Origin of the sequence: Streptomyces sp. NPDC047049, from assembly GCF_040643995.1 — a bacterium.
GTDB classification, from domain to species: domain Bacteria; phylum Actinomycetota; class Actinomycetes; order Streptomycetales; family Streptomycetaceae; genus Streptomyces; species Streptomyces mooreae.
In genome coordinates this window covers 313093-330737 of the sequence record NZ_JBEYVM010000007.1, presented here as the reverse complement: position 1 = coordinate 330737, position 17645 = coordinate 313093, and the positions used below count along the sequence as shown (strand labels likewise).

17 protein-coding genes are annotated in these 17645 nt (G+C 71.1%); 9 read left to right on the top strand and 8 right to left on the bottom strand.

Annotated elements, in window-relative coordinates; genetic code table 11:
- Positions 1 to 105: 105 nt before the first annotated feature.
- Positions 106 to 1365 carry a GNAT family N-acetyltransferase gene (locus tag ABZ851_RS19485; protein WP_361128870.1) on the top strand — a complete coding sequence of 420 codons (1260 nt, stop codon included), beginning with the start codon at positions 106 to 108 and terminating at the stop codon, positions 1363 to 1365.
- A gap of 128 nt (positions 1366 to 1493) precedes the next feature.
- Here ABZ851_RS19485 and ABZ851_RS19480 read toward each other — a convergent pair whose 3' ends face one another.
- A complete protein-coding gene (locus ABZ851_RS19480) occupies positions 1494 to 2057 on the bottom strand; it encodes a GNAT family protein (protein WP_361128867.1) in 564 nt (187 codons plus the stop codon).
- 247 nt (positions 2058 to 2304) lie between these two features.
- Between ABZ851_RS19480 and ABZ851_RS19475 the strand changes: the two genes are divergently transcribed.
- The 4 genes from ABZ851_RS19475 (at position 2305) to ABZ851_RS19460 (ending at position 4435) form a co-directional block, all read left to right on the top strand.
- On the top strand, positions 2305 to 3243 hold the full coding sequence (locus tag ABZ851_RS19475; RefSeq protein ID WP_361128864.1) for a LysR family transcriptional regulator: 939 nt from the start codon (positions 2305 to 2307) through the stop codon (positions 3241 to 3243).
- A gap of 7 nt (positions 3244 to 3250) precedes the next feature.
- On the top strand, positions 3251 to 3598 hold the full coding sequence (gene dmpI / locus ABZ851_RS19470) for a 4-oxalocrotonate tautomerase DmpI (RefSeq protein WP_361128861.1): 348 nt from the start codon (positions 3251 to 3253) through the stop codon (positions 3596 to 3598).
- A 126-nt stretch (positions 3599 to 3724) separates the two neighbouring features.
- On the top strand, positions 3725 to 3982 hold the full coding sequence (locus tag ABZ851_RS19465) for a hypothetical protein (RefSeq protein WP_361128858.1): 258 nt from the start codon (positions 3725 to 3727) through the stop codon (positions 3980 to 3982).
- Positions 3983 to 4183: 201 nt separating this feature from the next.
- The gene (locus ABZ851_RS19460; protein WP_361128855.1) at positions 4184 to 4435 is read left to right on the top strand and encodes a hypothetical protein; all 252 of its coding nucleotides are present in this window, start codon (positions 4184 to 4186) and stop codon (positions 4433 to 4435) included.
- 71 nt (positions 4436 to 4506) lie between these two features.
- Here ABZ851_RS19460 and ABZ851_RS19455 read toward each other — a convergent pair whose 3' ends face one another.
- Together ABZ851_RS19455 and ABZ851_RS19450 are read right to left on the bottom strand one after the other, a co-directional pair.
- Positions 4507 to 5283 (bottom strand): class I SAM-dependent methyltransferase, encoded by a 777-nt coding sequence (locus ABZ851_RS19455; protein ID WP_361128852.1) that lies wholly within the window; start codon positions 5281 to 5283, stop codon positions 4507 to 4509.
- Positions 5284 to 5554: 271 nt separating this feature from the next.
- A complete protein-coding gene (locus ABZ851_RS19450; RefSeq protein WP_361128849.1) occupies positions 5555 to 6427 on the bottom strand; it encodes a LuxR C-terminal-related transcriptional regulator in 873 nt (290 codons plus the stop codon).
- A gap of 392 nt (positions 6428 to 6819) precedes the next feature.
- On the opposite strand from ABZ851_RS19450, the gene ABZ851_RS19445 reads away from it, so the two are divergent.
- Positions 6820 to 8361, top strand: a complete 1542-nt coding sequence (locus tag ABZ851_RS19445) for an AMP-binding protein (RefSeq protein ID WP_361128846.1) — start codon at positions 6820 to 6822, stop codon at positions 8359 to 8361.
- Between the two features lie 274 nt (positions 8362 to 8635).
- Positions 8636 to 10276 carry an AMP-binding protein gene (locus tag ABZ851_RS19440; protein ID WP_361128956.1) on the top strand — a complete coding sequence of 547 codons (1641 nt, stop codon included), beginning with the start codon at positions 8636 to 8638 and terminating at the stop codon, positions 10274 to 10276.
- 201 nt (positions 10277 to 10477) lie between these two features.
- Here the strand turns inward: ABZ851_RS19440 and ABZ851_RS19435 are convergent, their stop codons facing one another.
- Positions 10478 to 11572 (bottom strand): DUF1152 domain-containing protein, encoded by a 1095-nt coding sequence (locus ABZ851_RS19435; RefSeq protein WP_361128843.1) that lies wholly within the window; start codon positions 11570 to 11572, stop codon positions 10478 to 10480.
- An 82-nt stretch (positions 11573 to 11654) separates the two neighbouring features.
- On the opposite strand from ABZ851_RS19435, the gene ABZ851_RS19430 reads away from it, so the two are divergent.
- Positions 11655 to 12395 (top strand): GntR family transcriptional regulator, encoded by a 741-nt coding sequence (locus ABZ851_RS19430; RefSeq protein WP_361128840.1) that lies wholly within the window; start codon positions 11655 to 11657, stop codon positions 12393 to 12395.
- A gap of 182 nt (positions 12396 to 12577) precedes the next feature.
- Here ABZ851_RS19430 and ABZ851_RS19425 read toward each other — a convergent pair whose 3' ends face one another.
- Entirely contained in the window at positions 12578 to 12958 is a 381-nt protein-coding gene (locus ABZ851_RS19425; protein WP_361128837.1) for an MmcQ/YjbR family DNA-binding protein, read from the bottom strand.
- Positions 12959 to 13349: 391 nt separating this feature from the next.
- Here ABZ851_RS19425 and ABZ851_RS19420 point away from each other — a divergent pair, with 391 nt between their 5' ends.
- Positions 13350 to 13958 (top strand): class I SAM-dependent methyltransferase, encoded by a 609-nt coding sequence (locus tag ABZ851_RS19420; RefSeq protein WP_361128834.1) that lies wholly within the window; start codon positions 13350 to 13352, stop codon positions 13956 to 13958.
- A 47-nt stretch (positions 13959 to 14005) separates the two neighbouring features.
- Here the strand turns inward: ABZ851_RS19420 and ABZ851_RS19415 are convergent, their stop codons facing one another.
- The 3 genes from ABZ851_RS19415 to ABZ851_RS19405 all read right to left on the bottom strand — a co-directional run bounded on the left by ABZ851_RS19415 (position 14006) and on the right by ABZ851_RS19405 (position 17445).
- The gene (locus ABZ851_RS19415; protein ID WP_361128833.1) at positions 14006 to 14581 is read right to left on the bottom strand and encodes a GNAT family N-acetyltransferase; all 576 of its coding nucleotides are present in this window, start codon (positions 14579 to 14581) and stop codon (positions 14006 to 14008) included.
- Positions 14582 to 14673: 92 nt separating this feature from the next.
- Positions 14674 to 15459, bottom strand: a complete 786-nt coding sequence (locus tag ABZ851_RS19410; RefSeq protein ID WP_361128831.1) for a hypothetical protein — start codon at positions 15457 to 15459, stop codon at positions 14674 to 14676.
- Positions 15460 to 15987: 528 nt separating this feature from the next.
- On the bottom strand, positions 15988 to 17445 hold the full coding sequence (locus ABZ851_RS19405; RefSeq protein WP_361128953.1) for a catalase: 1458 nt from the start codon (positions 17443 to 17445) through the stop codon (positions 15988 to 15990).
- Positions 17446 to 17645: the final 200 nt, after the last annotated feature.

The following is a 17645-nucleotide window of genomic DNA, read 5'->3' as shown; positions in this document are numbered from 1 at the left end:
GCCCGCGCCCGGCGCCCGGCGATCAGAGGCCGTGCGGGCGGCCGCCCGGCGAGGGGTACCGGAAATCGGGATGCCCGCCCCGGCGCACCGCGTTAGCGTCCCCCGGTGACCACTGACGACGACGCCCGCGCCACCACGGAGTTCCGCGACATCCCGGAGGCCGACTGCGACCGGGCCCTGGACCTGACGTACTCCGTCTTCCACCTGACGCCCGGCGACAGGACCCGGCACAAGCACGCGGGAATGCTGCGGGCCGGCCTCCGCGTCGGTGCGTACGACGGCGGACAGCTGGCCGGAGTGGCCGGGGCGCACCGCCGCACCCTCTCCGTCCCGGGCGACCGACTCCCGTGTGCCGCAGTGGACTTCGTCTCCGTACTGCCCACCCACCGGCGCCGCGGCATCCTCACCTCGATGATGGACGAGCTCTGGCGCCGCTGCGCCGCCGACGGGCGCCCGCTGGCCTGCCTGTGGCCGTCCGAGAGCGCCATCTACGGCCGCTACGGCTTCGGCGCCGCCACCGAGCGCTGCCGCATCGAGATCGACTCCACCCGCCCCCTCGCGCTCCGTGCCGCCCCCGACAGCCGCCCGCTGCGGCTGATCGACCCGGCCGCGGCACCCGCCCAGCTCGCCCCGCACTACGACGCGACCCTGGCGCGGCGGGCCGGCCGCTTCACCCGCGACGAGAGCTGGTGGCGCTGGGGGGCACTGGACCTCGACGGCGCCAGTATGAGCGCCGGGCAGGACGGATTCGGGGCGGCGCACGTGGTCGTGCTCGGCACCCCCGGTCAGACGCCCGGCGGCTACGCGGTCTACCGCACCCGCGGCCCCGGCGGGAGCGGCGCCGGCGCGGTCCGTGTCGCCGAACTCGAAGCCGAATCCGCACCGGCCGCCGCCGCCCTGTGGTCCTACCTCGTCTCGATCGACCTCACCTCGACCGTCGAGATCCAGGGCCGCCCCGCCGACGACCCGCTCCTCCACCTCGCTGCCGATCGCGACCAGGTCCGCGTCACCGGCCAGGAACCCGAACTCTGGCTCCGGCTGCTGGACGTCAGCGCCGCGCTGACCGCCCGCTCCTGGGCGGCCCCCGTGGACCTCGTCGTCGACCTCCGCGACACCGTCCTGCCCGCCAACGCGGGCCGCTTCCGGCTGACCGCCGGCCCCGGGGGCGCCACGTGGGAACCCGCTGCCGAAGCCCCCGACCTCTCCCTGGACGTACGGGAGTTGGCCTCCTGCTACCTCGGCGGCACCCCTCTGCGCCACTTCGCACACGCCGGCCTGGCCACCGAGCACACCCCGGGCGCGGTCCGCCGCCTGGACGCGGCCCTGGAGACCGAGTGGCTGCCGTTCACCGGGGAGAATCACTGAGCGAGGGGCAGGGGCGCGGGCCGGAGCGGTCGGGGCCCGGCGCCCGGCCGGCCAGGGGCCGCCCGCGCTCGCCCCTCAGCTCGCGCCCCTCAGCGTGCACCCCCGCTCGCGCCCCTCAGGTCGTGCCTTCAGCCCGTGCTCTCGGCCCGCCGCGTCCGCAGCGCGGCCATCACGAGCACGTCATGCCACGCGCCGTCCCAGAACAGCGCCTCCCGCATCCGGCCCTCCACCTCGAAGCCGCACTTCTCGTACGCCCGCCGGGCGCGCGGGTTGTAGTCGTAGACCTCCAGCTGGACGCGGTGCAGGCCCACCCGGTCGAAGGCGTAGTCGAGCAGCAGCCGGGTCGCCTCGCTGCCGATGCCGCGGCCGGTGGCGTCCGGGACCAGGGCGATCCGGAAGTCGCCCCGGGCGTTGGGGGCATCGATGTCGTTCAGCGCGAGTTCGCCCAGGAAGGCGCCGGACTCCCGGTCCTCGACGGCGAGGTCCAGCCGGTCCGGGCAGTCGGCCCGGCCGGCGCACCACACCTGCAGCTCCTCCAGCGTGAAGTCATGGTGGGTGCCGGTCAGCCGACGGGTCTCCGGGTCCACGGCGGAGGCGTGGAAGGCGGCCGCATGGCGTATCGACAGCGGAGTGAGCCGGATCCGGTCGCCCGTGAGCACCGGTTTCTCTGAGAGTGCGGTGGCGTCGATCATGAGGGGATGATGTCCGGACGGCGGAACGGCCGGCAACGGAATTGACCGGCAACGCGGTCGACCGGCAAGGGGATCGACGGTCGGGGGAGTGCCGGATCGGGCGGCGGAGTGTCGGAACGGGCGGCGGAGTGTCGGAACGGCGGCGGGGAGTGCCCGCGCCGGGCGCCGGGCGCCCGGCCCGGGCAGGGCACGGACCGGGCGGGGCAAGGCGGCCGGCTCCACAGGAGCGGGCCGGAAAGGGGGAGGCGTGGAGCTGCGACAGGTGCGGTACTTCGTCATGGTCGCGCAGGAGCTGCATTTCGGGCGGGCCGCGGAGAAGCTGCACATCGTGCAGTCGGCGGTGAGCCAGCAGATCAGACGGCTGGAGCGGGAGTTGCGGACCGAGCTGTTCGACCGGTCGGCGCGCCAGGTGCGGCTGACCGCCGTCGGCGAGCGGTTTCTGCCGGAGGCGCGGGCCTTGCTCGCCGCCGAGCAGCGGGCCCGTGCCGTCGTCGCCGAGCTGACCGCCGGTTGCGCCGCCACCCTGCGCGTGGGAACGAGTACCGGCCTGGGCGCCCACCTGGACCGCGTGCTGGAGACGCTGGCCGGGCTCGCCCCGGAGATCCGGGTGGAACTGGTGGCCGCACCGGCCCGGGAACGGCTCGCCCGGGTGGCGTCCGGCGGGCTGGATGCCGCGTTCCTCCGCGGTGAACCGCACGACGCGGAGCGGGACGGCCTGCGGTTTGTGCCGCTGTGGCAGGACCCGCTGGTGGCGGTCGTCCCGGCCCGCCACCCGCTGGCCGCCTCGCCGGGCACCGTCGCGCTCGCCGCGCTCGCGTCCGTCCCGCTGGTGCTGACCGCGCGCCGCAACAACCGCGCCCTGGTCGACCTGGTCGTCGACGCCTGCCACGGCGCCGGCTTCACCCCCGCCCCGGGGCCCGCCTACGGCTCGCTGGACGACACCCTGACGGCGATCGGCGCCGCCGGCGCGAGCGACGGGCTGTGGACCGTCGTCTACGCCTCGCACGCCGCCCGGCTGAGCACCCCCAGGGTGGCCTTCCTGCCCTTCCGCACCCCGGGCATGGAGCTCACCACCTCGCTCGCGGTGCGCCGTACCGACCCGCCCGCCGGAGCGGAGCAGTTGCTGCGGGCCTGCGAGCCCGCACGGTTGACGGACGACGGCGCGGGGTCCGATCTCGATCGGTGATCGCTGTGTGCGCGATCCGCTCCTTGGTCGCACGGCCCGTTCGCGATGGACTGAGGGCACGCCGGTCAACCACCGCGAACCCGCGGAGAACCCGGGAACCCGGCTGCGGAACACGGGGGAGTCCCCTGCGTTCCGGCATCCCCACGGCCGTACCCCACAAAGGAGTTGTGTCATGCCGATCGTCACCGTCCAGCAGGGCCCGCGCAGCGTCGAGCTGAAGCGGGAGCTGGTCCGCCAGATCACCGACGCGTTCGTGGACGCGTACCGGATCCCCGCCGACACCGTGCAGGTCTGGATCCAGGAAGTCCCCACGGACAGCTGGGGCGCGGCGGGAACGCTGACCGCCGACAAGTAGCCGACCGGCAGCCGACGACCAGCGGGCCGGCCTTCACGGGGGAGGGCCGGCCTGCCCGGCTGAGAGGCCTCTACTGCAGCGGGCGGCAGAGGTTGCCCCCCCCGGGTCGTCTGGCTGACCAGGGAGGTGGCGTACCTCAATGAAGAGATCGCAGAGAAGCGACAGGCATCGAGGGCATTGCTGTTGCACACTCTGGGCGACCAGACGTGGGCATATGCAGCCGCTGCGGTGGTCGGCGGTATCGGCCTGCTGGCCTCAGTGATCGCTCTGGTCGAGTGCGTAGGTGCCGTCCGGAAGGGTCTGGCCTGGACCAGCGCCGCCTGGGGCATTGTCATTCTGCTGGTGACCAGTTGTGCGGTGGTCCACCGATTGATTGTGGCGTGATGCCGCGCATGAGTACTTGAGAAGTCGCCGGGCTGTCCCAGTCCTACGGTATGAGGCGCGTGGTCGATGAGCTGTCCTTCATCGCGCAAGGAGGCGGGCTGACCGACGCCGAGAGGGTCGTACGGGAGCGGGTCCGGCTGCTGGCCGTGGAGCGCTTCGAGGACAGGGAGAAGAACCGGGAAGATCGCTGCCGCGCTGCGGGTGAGCGAGCGTTCGGTGGAGCGGTGGCGCCGTGCCTGGCAGCGCAGCGCCTGGCTGGTCTTCGAGGACGAGGCTGCGCAGTCGATGACTCCGCCGCGCGCCAGGACGTGGGGCCGGATCGGACAGACCCCCGTCGTGCGACTCCGGGGCCGGGACTCCGGCCGGGTCTCGATCGCCGGCATGACCTGCTGCAAACCGGGTGAGCGGGCCCGGCTCATCTACCGGATCCAGTATCGCCCTGCCCTGGTTTGACGGCTGCCTCGCCGGCACCGGGCTGGTCCCGGACGGCTGATCACCGAGCTGGGAAGCCCAGGTCCTGCTCCTCAGTTCACGGGGACGAGGGTCAAGTAGGCCAGGCCCATGACGCCGCGATAACCCCGTAGCCACATACTGCGGTGGCGGTCTGCACGGTCGCGGGTCTCTCTCGCCAGAGGGTGATCGGGATGGGAGGCGAGCCATTCCTCGACGTCGGACTGGTATGCAGACTCGAAATTCTCCCATTCGTCGTCGTTGGCGGTCTCGATCCAGGCGGGTCGGAAGCCCGCAGCGATGGCGAGGTCAACGAGGTCGGAGAGGTCGTGGAACTCGGAAGCAGAGGCTTCGGGCCACATGGCCGACAACTCGCCCGGAGTCGGTGGACGCTGCCAGAAGCCCTCGCCGAGAAGGACACGGCCGCCCGGCGTCACCAAGCGGCGGAGGACGTGCAGTGCGGCGGCGGTGTGCTCCGGAGGCTGGGCGTTGCTGAGAGCGTGGCTGGCCCCGAAGCACAGGACGATGTCGGCGGGGCCTTGGACGGTGTCGACAGCGGACTCCCGGACGAAGCGGACGCGCTCGGCCAGCCCGCGATCCTTGGCGTTGGTGCGCCCGCGGGCGAGGTCGTCCTCGTTGAGGTCGATACCGACGCCGGTCGCGCCGGGCGTCGACGTGAGGAGGCGGAGCATGAACTCGCCCCAGCCGCAACCGACGTCGAGCACAGTGGTCAGGGCGGTCGGGGCGACTCGGTCCGTGAGCCGGCGAATCATCCTGGCAGCCCGGTCCTCAGAGAGGGGGCCGTGGAAGGTGAGCCGAGTCAGCCGCGGTGGGGCGATGGTGTCATCCATGATCCGGAACAATAGGCACGGCTCGGCAGTCAGCGGCACCCGTTTTCCGCACGACGGCGGCAGGTGAGCGCTCGGCACTCTCGCCGCCGACTCGACCTGCCCACGGACGGCTGGCCGACATCACGCGTTCAACATCAGTAGTGTCCCTGGGCTCGCTCGTGGGCCTCTCATATGCGCGAGGGGCAGGCTCCGTGATCTCAGTCCTGGACCGCAGTTGGGCAGGGTCGGCCCCCGAGGCCGGGCGTCGTGGGTCGCCGCCGCACCGGGTGACCTACGGAAGCGCCCCCACCCGCCGCGCCGCGATCACTGCCTGCAGCCGGGTGTGCGTCCCCAACTTCCGCATCCCGGAGCGGAGATAGCTCTTGACCGTCTCCGGCCGCAGCCCCAGCCGCTCCGCCACCACCGCATTCGTCGCCCCCGACGCCACACAGGCCAGGACGTCCACCTCGCGCGGCGACAGCGCCGGGCCCGTACCGTCCTGCGCCCCGGGCCGCTTCGACGAGGCCGTCGCGAGCCGGCCGCACGCCGCCAGCATCTCCTGCCGCAGCAGCGGATCGGCGATGCGCTGCGCCAGCGCCCGCAGCTCGCCGTGCGCCTCCCGTACCTCCTCCCACCTCGCCGGCTCGGCGGCGGCCGGCTGCCGGGCCAGCGACAGCAGCCGCGCCGCCTCGTCCTGCAGCACCAGCGCCTGCTCCAGCTCCCGCGCCGCCTCCACGGCCGCCGACAGCGGCCGGTCGCCGAGCCGCACCGGCCGGCGCAGCGCCCCGTACAGCACCCCGCGCACCCGCCGCCGGACGATCACCGGCACCGCGAGCACCGACCGCAGCCCCTCCGCGGCCACCGCCGCGTCGTACTCATGGCTGATCACCGACGAGGCGCTGTAGTCGGTGACCGCGAGCGGCCGGGACAGTGCCACGGCCTTCCCGCCCAGTCCGTTGCCCTGCAGGATGTCCAGGCCGTGCAGCACCGCGGTCTCCGTACCGGCCAGCTCATTGATGCGGTAGCGCCCCGCGCCGGCCAGCAGACCGCCGAACGCCACCGGCAGCCCGCTCGCCCGCCGCAGCCGCGACAGCGCCGCCCGTACGTCCACCGAATCGCCCGCCGCCGGCTCGAGCTGCACGCCGATACCTCCGCTTCCCCCCATTCGGGGGTGGTGAGACCTGCGCCACTGATTACACGATGGCAGGGAGCGGTCCGGCAATGAGCAGGACACAGCGAGGTGGACAGGGGAAGGAGGACGATGACGGACACGGAACACGGCGCGGCGAGCCGCGCACCGGGCTGCTGGTACCGCACCGGAGGCTTACCTTTCCCTTGCACCTGACTGCGCGACGGCATCCGACGGCATCCGACGGCGTCTGACATTCGACGGCATCTGACATCTGACGGCATGCGACTGCACGGCCGTTGCCGTCACGGAGCCAGTTGCTGCACGTGCCGTTGCCGCGGCAAAACCGCTGCCGTCAGGCGACTGCCAGACTCCCCTTCAGCTTCCAGGCGTGTGGGTACGACATCCCTCCGAACACAGGAGAAAGCATGCGGACACCGATGACGATCGCGGATTTCCTCGACCGCGCCGACCTGGGCTTCCGCGAGAGCCCGGGGGTGGTCGACGAGCCGCAGCAGCCCGCCCCGCCGGTGCCCGTATCGACGTACGGCCGGTTCGCCGAACGGGTCCGCGCCTGGCAGGCGGGCCTGGACGCCCTCGGGGTCGGTGAGGGTGAGCGGGTGGCGGTGGTCAGCCACAACTCCACCCGCCTGCTGGAGCTGCTGTTCGCGGTGCCGATGAGCGGCCGCATCTGCGTCCCGGTGAACTTCCGCCTCAAGCGAGAAGAGGTCGCCTATGTGGTCCGGCAGAGCGGGGCCTCGGTCCTGCTCGTCGACCCGGAGCTGGAGGAGGCACTGGCCGGGGTCGAGGTGCGGCATCGCTTCGTGCTGGGCGAGCAGACCGAGTCCGAGCTGATGCGGTTCGGCGTGGACCCGCGCCCGTGGTCGCACCCGGACGAGGACGCCACCGCGACGATCAACTACACGTCGGGCACCACCGCCCGACCCAAGGGCGTACAGCTCACCCACCGCAACATCTGGGTCAACGGCCTGACCTTCGCCCTGCACACCCGCGTGTGGGAGCGCGACGTCTACATGCACACGCTGCCGATGTTCCACTGCAACGGCTGGGGAATGCCGTATGTGATGGCCGGGCTCGGCGTCAAACAAGTGGTGCTGCGCAAGGTCGACGGCACGGAGATCCTGCGGCGGGTCGAGGAGCACGGTGTCACCCTCATGTGCGGCGCGCCCGCCGTGTGGAATGCCGTCCTCAACGCCGCGGCGACCTGGCCCGGCGAGATCCCGGGGCGCGACCGCGTACGCGTGGTCTGCGCCGGGGCGCCGCCGCCGAGCGCGACGATCGCACGAATGGGTGAGGAACTGGGCTGGGAGTTCACCCAGATCTACGGCCTCACCGAGACGTCGCCGCTCCTGACCTTCAACCGGACCCGGCCCGGCGACGCGGACCTTCCCGCCGGGGAGCGGGCCCGCAAGCTGTCCCGTGCGGGTCTGCCCGCGCTCGGCGTGAAGCTGAAGATCTCCGACTCCGGTGAGGTCCTGGCCCGCTCGAATACGGTGCTCGAAGGCTACTGGGACAAGCCGGAGGAGACGTCGGCGGCGCTCGAGGACGACTGGTTCCGCACCGGCGACGGCGGCACCCTGGACCCCGCCGACGGGCACCTCACGATCTCCGACCGGAAGAAGGACGTCATCATCACCGGCGGCGAGAACGTGTCGTCGATCGAGGTGGAGGACACGATCTTCAGTCACCCGGCGGTCGCCGAGGTCGCCGTGATCGGCGTCCCGCACGAGAAGTGGGGCGAGACGATCAAGGCCCTGGTGGTCCTCGCCGAAGGGGCGACGGCCGAGGAGTCCGACATCATCGACCATTGCAAGCGCCACATGGCCGGCTACAAGGCCCCGACGTCCGTCGAATTCCGCGACGAGATCCCCCGCACGGCCACCGGAAAAATCCAGAAGTTCAAGCTCCGCCGGCCGTACTGGTCCGGGCGCGACCGGGGAGTCAACTGACGACCGAGGACGGGGTTTTGGTGCCGGCTGACGTTGATGAAGACCCAAGACCCAAGACCCCAAGACCCCAAGCCCCCGTCTCCGGCGAGATCCCCCTATCGAACTGCGGGACCGCACGGCGCCGGGCGACGGCAGTGCTGCCGACCGCCGCGACGAGAACCACCGATGAGCCGGCCGTACGGCGCCGGGTACCGCGACGAGAACTACCGATGAGCCGGCCGCACAGTGCCGGAGTACGCGAGGAGAATCACCGATGAGCGAGCCGCACCGGGACATGAGCGAGCCGCACCAGGAACTGTCGTACGCCTGCGGGGTCGCCGACCGGCCGTTGCTCGGGCACACCATCGGGGCCGATCTGGCCCGCACCATCGCCCGGTTCGGCGGCCGCGAGGCGCTGGTCGAGGTGGCGAGCGGCCGCCGCTGGACCTACACCGAACTGGGCCGCGCGGTCGACGAGGTGGCGCTCGGCCTGCTGGCCAAGGGCGTCGGCAAGGGCGACCGGGTCGGCATCTGGGCGCCCAACTGCGCCGAATGGGTCCTCGTCCAGTACGCCACCGCGCGGATAGGCGCCATCCTCGTCAACGTCAACCCCGCCTACCGCGTCCACGAGTTGGCGTATGTGCTGCGCCAAGCCGGCATCTCGCTCCTGGTCTCCGCGACCCACCACAAGACCAGCGACTACCGCGGGATGGTCGAGGAGGTGCGCGCCGGGAGTCCGGCGCTGCGCGAAGTGGTCTACATCGGCGACCCCACCTGGGACGGGCTGCTGGCGGCAGGCGCCACCGCCGGGCACCACCGGCTCGCCGAGTGCGAGAAGACCCTCACCGCCGACGACCCGGTCAACATCCAGTACACCTCGGGCACCACCGGCTTCCCCAAGGGCGCCACCCTCTCCCACCACAACATCCTCAACAACGGCTACTGGGTCGGCGAGACCGTCGCCTACACCGAACAGGACCGGGTGTGTCTGCCGGTGCCCTTCTACCACTGCTTCGGCATGGTCATGGGCAACCTCGGCGCCACCTCGCACGGCGCCTGCATCGTCATCCCCGGCCCCGCCTTCGACGCCGCCACCACCCTCCGGGCCGTCCAGGACGAACGCTGCACCTCCCTCTACGGCGTCCCCACCATGTTCATCGCCGAGCTCAACCACCCCGACTTCGCCGGCTACGACCTCACCTCCCTCCGTACGGGCATCATGGCGGGCTCCCCGTGCCCCGAGGAGGTGATGAAGCGGGTGGTCGCCGAGATGCACATGACCGAGGTCTCCATCTGCTACGGCATGACCGAGACCTCCCCGGTCTCCACCCAGACCCGCCGCGACGACGACCTCGCACACCGCACCGCGACCGTCGGCCGGGTGCTGCCGCACATCGAGGTGAAGGTCGTCGACCCGGCGAGCGGGGTGACCGTGCCCCGCGGCGCCCCCGGGGAACTGTGCACCCGCGGCTACAGCGTGATGCTCGGCTACTGGGAGGACCCCGAGCGCACCGCCGAGGTCATCGACGCTGCCCGGTGGATGCACACCGGCGATCTCGCGGTGATGAGCGACGACGGCTACGTCCGGATCGTCGGCCGCATCAAGGACATGATCATCAGAGGCGGTGAGAACGTCTACCCGCGCGAGATCGAGGAGTTCCTCTACTCCCACCCCAAGATCGCCGATGTCCAGGTCGTAGGCGTCCCCGACGCGAAGTACGGCGAGGAGATCGCCGCCTGCATCATCCTCCGCGACCCCGAAGACCCCCTCACCCCCGACGAGTTGGCCCACTACTGCCACTCCCGCCTCGCCCACTACAAGGTGCCGCGCCACCTCCGCATCCTCGACGCCTTCCCGATGACCGTCAGCGGCAAGGTCCGCAAGGTGGAACTGCGCGAGCGGCTGGCGGAGGAGCTGGGGCGGATACGGCAATGACGCTTGGGCGCGTACGGAGATGAATCCGCGCCTGGCGATCGGGCGAGGACGACGCGCCCCTCGGCGAGCGTAAGGGACCGGGCATCCGCGTCCTGCCCGGCCCCTTCCGCCCCGGCGCGTGTCGCCGCCCCCTGCACTACCGACGCTCCCCGCTGGCGCGAAGCGACGACGGATGCTTGAAATCGTAGAGAAAGTTGTTGCTCAGGCTCCGGACGGGATGTGCCAGAGCGGGGCCTGGTACTGCTCCGGGCGGCTGCTGAGGAGCAGTGCTCTGAGGGCCTGGCGCTGGTTGCCGCTGAGGCCGAACGCCTCGGTGAGCCGGCGGAATGTTGTGTGGGTAATTCCGCGGGACCGGGCGTCGGCCTCGAACTCGTCGAGCTGGGTGAGGACGGCTTCCGGGGAGAGTTTCTGGGCCGGCTGGCCGCCGAGCCGAGTGGCCTTGGTGCGTTCGTGGTCGATTTCGGAGAAGCCGCAGATTTCGCGGCTGTGCTGTTCGACCTGGTGCAGGTTCTCGGTGGCGAGGATGGCTCGGGCGAGCTGGTTGCGGTTCAGGGCCTCGTCGAGGTCGACCTCGTAGACGAGGGGGCCGGTGTCGGTGAGGGCGACCGGTAGGCCGGCGTCCCGTGCTTCGCACAGGCCGCGGGCGCCTCGTGTGGTGGCGGCGAGCATGGCCGTTGCTTCGGACGGGTGCCATTCCAGTACTGAGCTGACGGGTGTGACGTGTTCGGCCGTGAGGGTGAGGGCAACGGGGCCCAGGCGGTCGCGGAGGACGTCGGGGGGCAGTTCGCCGTCCAGGCCGGGGCCGGCGACCAGGAGACGCACGGGGTAGTTGAGTTCGCAGCACGCCGCGAGGGTGAGGGCGTCGGCGAGGGGGCTGCGGAGGGTGGGCTCGTCGCCCTGGGCGAGGATGTCGCCGCCCACGTCCAGGAGGTCGACGGTGTCGGGCTCCAAGTGTTGGACGAGTTCTTCGAGTTGGCGCACCATGCCCTCGGCGCCGTGGTGCGGGTCGATGAGCGCGAAGGTCTGCGGGAGCTCCGCGGCCAGTCGGGGAAGCGTCGAGCCGGCGGGAGGGACCGGTCTCGCGTCGGGGGGAACGGCCTGGACGCTTCGGGTGAGGGGACGGAGGCCGGTGAAGTTGGCCGGTCCTCTTGGGCCCGGGACAGGGTCGATCAAGAGGCGGTCCCACGCGTAGGTGAGGACCACCGCTGGAGTCTCGCCGCCGTAGAGGGCGGCATCCAGCATCGCTGCGGCGACGGCGTCGCCGCCTCCTCCTGCTGCCACGATCAAGCGTGTCACGTGCGTCAGCGTACGGGCTGCTGTACTAGCCACTCACCCTATAGTGGCTAGAGGTAATAGCCACTTAGGGAAAGGGGCGCGGATGCCGAAGATCGAGGAGAGCCGGCCCAAGTACCTTCAGATCGCGCACCACATTCGCGATCAGATCCTGCGGGGCGACTTGCGGCCCGGTGACGAAGTGCCGTCGGAACGTCAACTGGCGGCGGACTGGAGCGTGTCGCGCCCGACGGCTGCGCGTTCGCTGGAGGCTCTGCGGCAGCAGGGGCTGGTCGAGAAGCGACAGGGCTCGGGCACGTACGTGCGAGGCCTGGCGGTCAACCGCCGTGCTCGTGAGCTGTACGGACGGGCCAAGCAGGCGGGCAAGGCGTACACACCGGGCGAGTACGCGGTGATCACCTCGGCGGGCTGGCTGGAGGCGCCGGACTACGTGGCGGAGTCGCTGAACCTGGCTGCCGGTGGCCGTGCGGTCCACCGTCGGCGGGTCACCAGGAACGATTCCGGCCCCCTCACGCTCTCCACCTCCTGGTTCGGCCCCGACGTGGGTGAGCGCGCGCCGAAGCTCCGGGATCCCGGCCGGATCCAGGAGGGCACGCTGATGTACGTCGAGACCATGACCGGGCGACAGGGCAGCTACGCCGAGGACCGGATGTGCGCTCGCCTCGCGACCGAGGATGAGGCGTTTGACTTGGAACTGGACCCGGGGTCAGCGGTGCTGATCGTTCATCACGTCGTCTATGACCTGCAGGATCGCCCTCTGGAGTTCGTGGAGGCGACGTATCCGCCCAGTCGTTGGGTGTTCGAGCAGGGGTACCCGATCGGGTAGAAAGCCTTGGCTCTCTGAACTCGACGCTTGCGATCCAAGTGGCGCCATGACCTTGCACCCGGTGCCCGAGTCCGTGGCACGGGGTCGGCGCTGGTTCAGAAAGTCCACAGATCCGCGTGAGCGGGCGTGCTCGGTATGGTGCCCGTGCCCGTGCCCGTGCCCGTCGGCGTTGGCGTTGGCTGTCAGGGCCGCCGTTCCCCAGGCCAGTCGAGCAGCAAGCGCTGAGCGCGGGGGAGTGAAGCGACCACGAGGTCGTAGGAGTCTTCGATCATGTCGAGGATCAGCCGGTCGGGGAGGGCGCCGTCCAGGGAAACGGTGTTCCAGTGGCGCTTGTTGAGGTGGTAGCCGGGGACCACCTCGGGGTGTGTGGCGCGCAGTCGTTCTGCCAGTTCGGGTTCGCATTTGAGGCTCACGGCGAGCGGCTCGTCCGTCAGCGTGGTGAGCGCGAAGATCTTTCCGCCGACCTTGAAGGTGGACACGTCCGGGTGCCGGGGAAAGGGAAACTCCTCGACCGCGCCATTGAAGTCCAGGCAGGCGGCCCGCAGGGTATTCGCGTCGATCATTCCGTCATTATGGCCGGTGGGCGGTCATGGCTGATGGGGTGTCATTTGCGGTAGGCGGCAGGGCGGGATTGCCGCTCCGGGCCGAGGGGGCGTTCGCCAGTTCTGCGGCGAGCGGGCTCGGCACGCGGTCTGTGGGGAAGATTGACCGGAATGGTCGCTCGGGCCGTGTGTAGGTCGTGCAGGGTGTCAACTCGTCTGATTACTCTGGCATTTCGTCATGATTCTTGGGGGGCTCATTGTGCTGAGTGGAGCTGACGGCGGGCAGGAGGGACGGCGCGGGGCGTATGGCGTCGATGCCCCGTACGCGTTGTTCGGCCTTGGCTGCGGAGCCGTGGGGTCGGCAGTGGCGGGGGTGGGGACGCTTGCGGGGCCTGGGATGGGGGTGGCCTGGGTGCCGTTTCTGTGCGCGCTGGTGATGGCCGTCGCCTTCGTGCTGTACGCGCATGCCACACGGCGCGGAAAGTTCGCGGTGTGGGAGGGGCTGCTGGACGAGCTGGAGCTGCGGGGCGACGAGCGGCTGCTGGATCTCGGGTGCGGGCGTGGGGCCGTGCTGCTGGCCGGCGCACGACGGGTGCCGGAGGGGCGGGCCGTGGGCGTGGACTTGTGGCGTGGTGTTGACCAGTCGGGCAACGCCCAGAGGGTCACCTCGCGCAATGCGGAGGCTGAGGGGGTCCATGGCCGGGTGGAGCTGCATACCGGTGATCTGCGGGACCTGCCCTTCGGCGACGGCGCGTTCGATGTCGTGCTCTCCAGCCTGGCCATCCACAACATCAAGGATGCTGAAGGGCGGCGCCGGGCCGTCGCCGAGGCGGTGCGGGTGTTGAGCCCCGGAGGGCGGTTGGTGATCGTGGATATCGGGCGCTCCGTGGCGCTCTACCGGGACGTCCTGGGAGAGCTGCCGGTCTGTGGGCTCGGTGTGCGCTCGCTGGGCTGGCGCATGTGGTGGGGTTTCCCGTGGATGCGGAGCCAGGTGGTTACTGCGTCCGGGGCGGTCGGCTGAGCGGCGACGGGGCCCAGGCCCGGCCGGCGCCGGGCGGGCCGGAGCGTTCACGTTCCGCTGTCCGCCCCGCCGGCCTCCCGTCTCATGCACACCCGTGGCCAGCGGTCGAGTCCCAGCGTCGCCTCGTGGGCGCGGATCGCCCGCAGGCCCGGGGTGAGTTCGGCTTCGGTGAGGATCCGGAATCCGAGGCGGGCGTAGTACGGCGCGTTCCAGGGCACCTCGGCGAAGGTGGTGAGGGTGAGCGGGCGTGGGGCCGGGCTGCCCTCGCGTTCGGCGCGGTCGATCAGTGCCTGGCCGATGCGGCGGTGGGCGTGCTGTGGGTGGACCGAGACCTGTTCGATGTGGGTGCAGCCGTCGACCGGTTCCCAGAGCAGAAAGCCGAGTGGGTGTCCGGTGCCGTAGCCGAGTGGCTGTCCGGTGCCGTCGGTGGCCGCCGTCCCGCCCGGTTCCTCGTACGCCGCCAGTGCCCGGCCCGCGCGCCGGAACGCCGTCAGCTGGGCGAGGGAGGGTGGTTCGGCGTCCGCGATCGCCGTCATGCCGAGCTCGTGGAATGCCGCACCCGCCGCGAGCTCGATGCTGCGCAGGGTGGGCAGTTCGGCGGGTGAAGGGGCATGGATCAGCACGGTGTCAGTGTCGCCGGTCCGGGCGTGGGGAGGCGAGCGGATTTCCGCGGCCGGCTCGCCGCCGGCGTCACGGGCCCGTTGTGCCGTCGGTGTCACCGCCCCGCCGCGCCGTACTTGATCAGTTCGTCGGCCGGGTCGTTGACCGGCTGCGGGGTGCCCGTGAGGTCCATGACGAACAGCGGGATGTGCAGGTCGTCGGCGCGGGAGCGGGCGTCGCGGGCATAGCCGGCGAGGGAGAAGAAGACCGCGATGGCCGAGGCGTTCAGGCCGTTGAGCCAGACGCATTCGATCTCGCGCAGCTGGGTGGCGCGGGTGGTCGGGTCGACCTGGGCGACCACGCCCGTACCGCGGAGGTCCACGCCGGAGGCGGTGCGCTCCTGGGTCCGGGCGACATCGGCGTAGCCCAGCCACTTCAGATACTGCTGGGCGGCGGTGACACAGTCGCGGGCCGTGCGGATGGTGACCGGGCGGAACGCCGGGCGCAGGGCGGGGTGCGGCGTCCCGGAAGCGGAAGCGGAAGAGGGATCAGCAGCGGGATCAGGGGCGGGGGCCGGGGCCGGTTCGCGCTTCGGTGGCGGTGGGCCGGGCGAGGGGAAATTCGGCGGTGGTGGGACCGGCGCGGGGACGACCGGGACCCGTACGACGGTGCCGCAGGCGCAGCCGGACTCCGGCGCGGGCCATTCGTCCTGCCGTCCGCAGACCTCGCAGCGCACCTCCACCCAGGAGGCCTGCCACGTGCGGTGGAGTATCTCGACGGGTACCCCGCCGCGCAGCACGGGCAGGGTCAGCGGGGCACCGCACGCGCATGGGAAGGTGGGCGGGGTGAAGGCGTTCTCGCGGCGGCACGTGGGGCACCGCACCGGCACGCTGTCGGCCATGGTCGGCTCCTGGCAGGTCGGGCGGCAGACAGGTCGGATCTGCTGCTGTTCCCATGGTCTCTCCAAAATCGGGCGCACGGGGGCGATTTGCGAGGAGAGCCGCAGGTGGGGGAGGACCGCGCGGGAGCCACGGCGCATGGGGGGGAGCGCATCGCGGTGCGCAGGGGCCGTCCGTGCGGCCGGTAGCGCCACGGACACGAGGCCGGGCGCGCCACGGACACAGGGCCCGGGATCCGGACGTACGGATCCCGGGCCCGCTGTGGTTCCCGTCCGACAGCGCGAGAATCGGGCGCGACAGGACATCGCGCTGCCGGACGGAGTCTGTGGGAGGGAGGAGGGACGGGGAGAGGTGCGAGGGGAGCAGGCGGGCTCCGCGGTGGGGGAGAGGCCCGCCCTTTCCCTCGGGCGGGCGCGGCCACCGCACTGGTTCTCCCGGTGTACCGCGGAGCTCGCGCTGCGGCTCCGTACCGGCCGGCCACCCCTCACACGGGCCGGCCGCTACGGATGCGCGAGGAAGCCGACCTCCCGTCAGTCCTCGCGCAGTTCGCGGACCCTGGCCTCGACGCGCGCGCCGTAGTCCGGGTCGGCGGCGTGGAAGTGAGCCAGGTTCTTCTCGATCACGTCGTCGCGGCTGACCTGGGAGAGGCCGCCGGCGATGTTGTCGACCAGACGGGTCTTCTCGTCCTGGGACATCAGGCGGTAGAGCTCGCCGGCCTGGAAGAAGTCGTCGTCCTTGGTGTGCGCCGGGGCCTCGTGGGTGCCGGTGTGGCCGGAGACGGCGAGCGGGGCGGAGAGCGGCTGGTCCGTCTGGACCGGGCCGCCGTAGGAGTTCGGCTCGTAGTTCTTGGCGTGGCGGTCGTAGCGGTGGGTGGCCATCAGGCCGTCCCGGCCGTAGTTGTGGGCCTCGGTCGCCTTGGGGGCGTTCACCGGCAGCTGGGTGTGGTTGACGCCCAGGCGGTAGCGGTGCGCGTCGGCGTAGGCGAAGAGCCGGCCCTGGAGCATCTTGTCCGGGGACGGGCCGATGCCGGGCACGAAGTTGTTCGGCGAGAAGGCCGACTGCTCGACCTCGGCGAAGACGTTGTCGGGGTTGCGGTCCAGGACCAGGCGGCCCACCCGCTGCAGCGGGTAGTCGCTGTGCGGCCACACCTTCGTCAGGTCGAACGGGTTGAAGCGGTAGTTCGCCGCCTCGGCCGCCGGCATGATCTGTACGTACAGCGTCCAGGAGGGGTAGACGCCCCGCTCGATGGACTGCAGCAGGTCGGTCTGGTGGCTGTTCGGGTCCTTGCCGGACAGCTCGGCGCCCTGCTCGGCGTCCAGGCAGCGGATGCCCTGGTTCGTCTTGAAGTGGTACTTGACGAAGAAGGCCTCGCCCCCGGCGTTCGTCCACTGGTAGGTGTGCGAGCCGTAGCCGTTCATGTGGCGGTAGGAGGCCGGGATGCCGCGGTCGCCCATCAGCCAGGTGACCTGGTGGGTCGCCTCGGGGGAGTGCGCCCAGAAGTCCCAGACGTTGTCCGGCTCCTGCTTGCCCGTGAAGGGGTCGCGCTTCTGGGAGTGGATGAAGTCGGGGAACTTGACCGGGTCCTTGATGAAGAACACCGGGGTGTTGTTGCCGACGAGGTCGTAATTGCCCTCTTCGGTATAGAACTTGAGGGCGAAGCCACGCGGGTCACGGGCCGCGTCCGGGCCGCCGAGGCTGTCGGCGACGGTCGAGAAGCGGATGAAGGTCTCGGTGCGCTTGCCGACGGTGCCCAGGAAGTCGGCACGGGTGAAGCCCGTGACGTCGTCGGTCACCTCGAAGTAGCCGTACGCGCCGGAGCCACGGGCATGCACGACGCGCTCCGGGATGCGCTCGCGGTTGAAGCGGGCGAGCTTCTCCAGCAGGTGCTGGTCCTGGAGGAGGATCGGGCCGCCGGCGCCTGCGGTGGCGGAGTTCTGGTTGTCGGCGACGGGGGCGCCAGCCTCCGTAGTGAGAAAGCGCGCCGTCAGCGTGGGCTTCGACATGGTGACCTTCCGTACGAGAGCGCGGAAGTTGGCTTCCGCGTGTCGGAGCGTAAGAAGCGCTACGACCAAACGTCAACAGTTTGTTGAAACAAAGCGGAGAGGTGTCCGGGGGTGTTCCGGGCGGCGGCCACGCCTGGGCGCGACAGGACAAGTGTCGGCGCGGCCGCCGCCCGGAAGCCGGAGGG

Bases quoted from the DNA above. Each gene is read 5' to 3' on its own strand.
- ABZ851_RS19480 (WP_361128867.1), bottom strand. From the start codon at position 2,057: ATGATCGACGCCACCGCACTCTCAGAGAAACCGGTGCTCACGGGCGAC.
- ABZ851_RS19445 (WP_361128846.1), top strand. From the start codon at position 6,820: ATGCGGACACCGATGACGATCGCGGATTTCCTCGACCGCGCCGACCTG.
- ABZ851_RS19425 (WP_361128837.1), bottom strand. From the start codon at position 12,958: ATGATCGACGCGAATACCCTGCGGGCCGCCTGCCTGGACTTCAATGGC.
- ABZ851_RS19450 (WP_361128849.1), bottom strand. From the start codon at position 6,427: ATGGGGGGAAGCGGAGGTATCGGCGTGCAGCTCGAGCCGGCGGCGGGC.
- ABZ851_RS19455 (WP_361128852.1), bottom strand. From the start codon at position 5,283: ATGGATGACACCATCGCCCCACCGCGGCTGACTCGGCTCACCTTCCAC.
- ABZ851_RS19440 (WP_361128956.1), top strand. From the start codon at position 8,636: ATGAGCGAGCCGCACCAGGAACTGTCGTACGCCTGCGGGGTCGCCGAC.
- ABZ851_RS19430 (WP_361128840.1), top strand. From the start codon at position 11,655: ATGCCGAAGATCGAGGAGAGCCGGCCCAAGTACCTTCAGATCGCGCAC.
- ABZ851_RS19410 (WP_361128831.1), bottom strand. From the start codon at position 15,459: ATGGCCGACAGCGTGCCGGTGCGGTGCCCCACGTGCCGCCGCGAGAAC.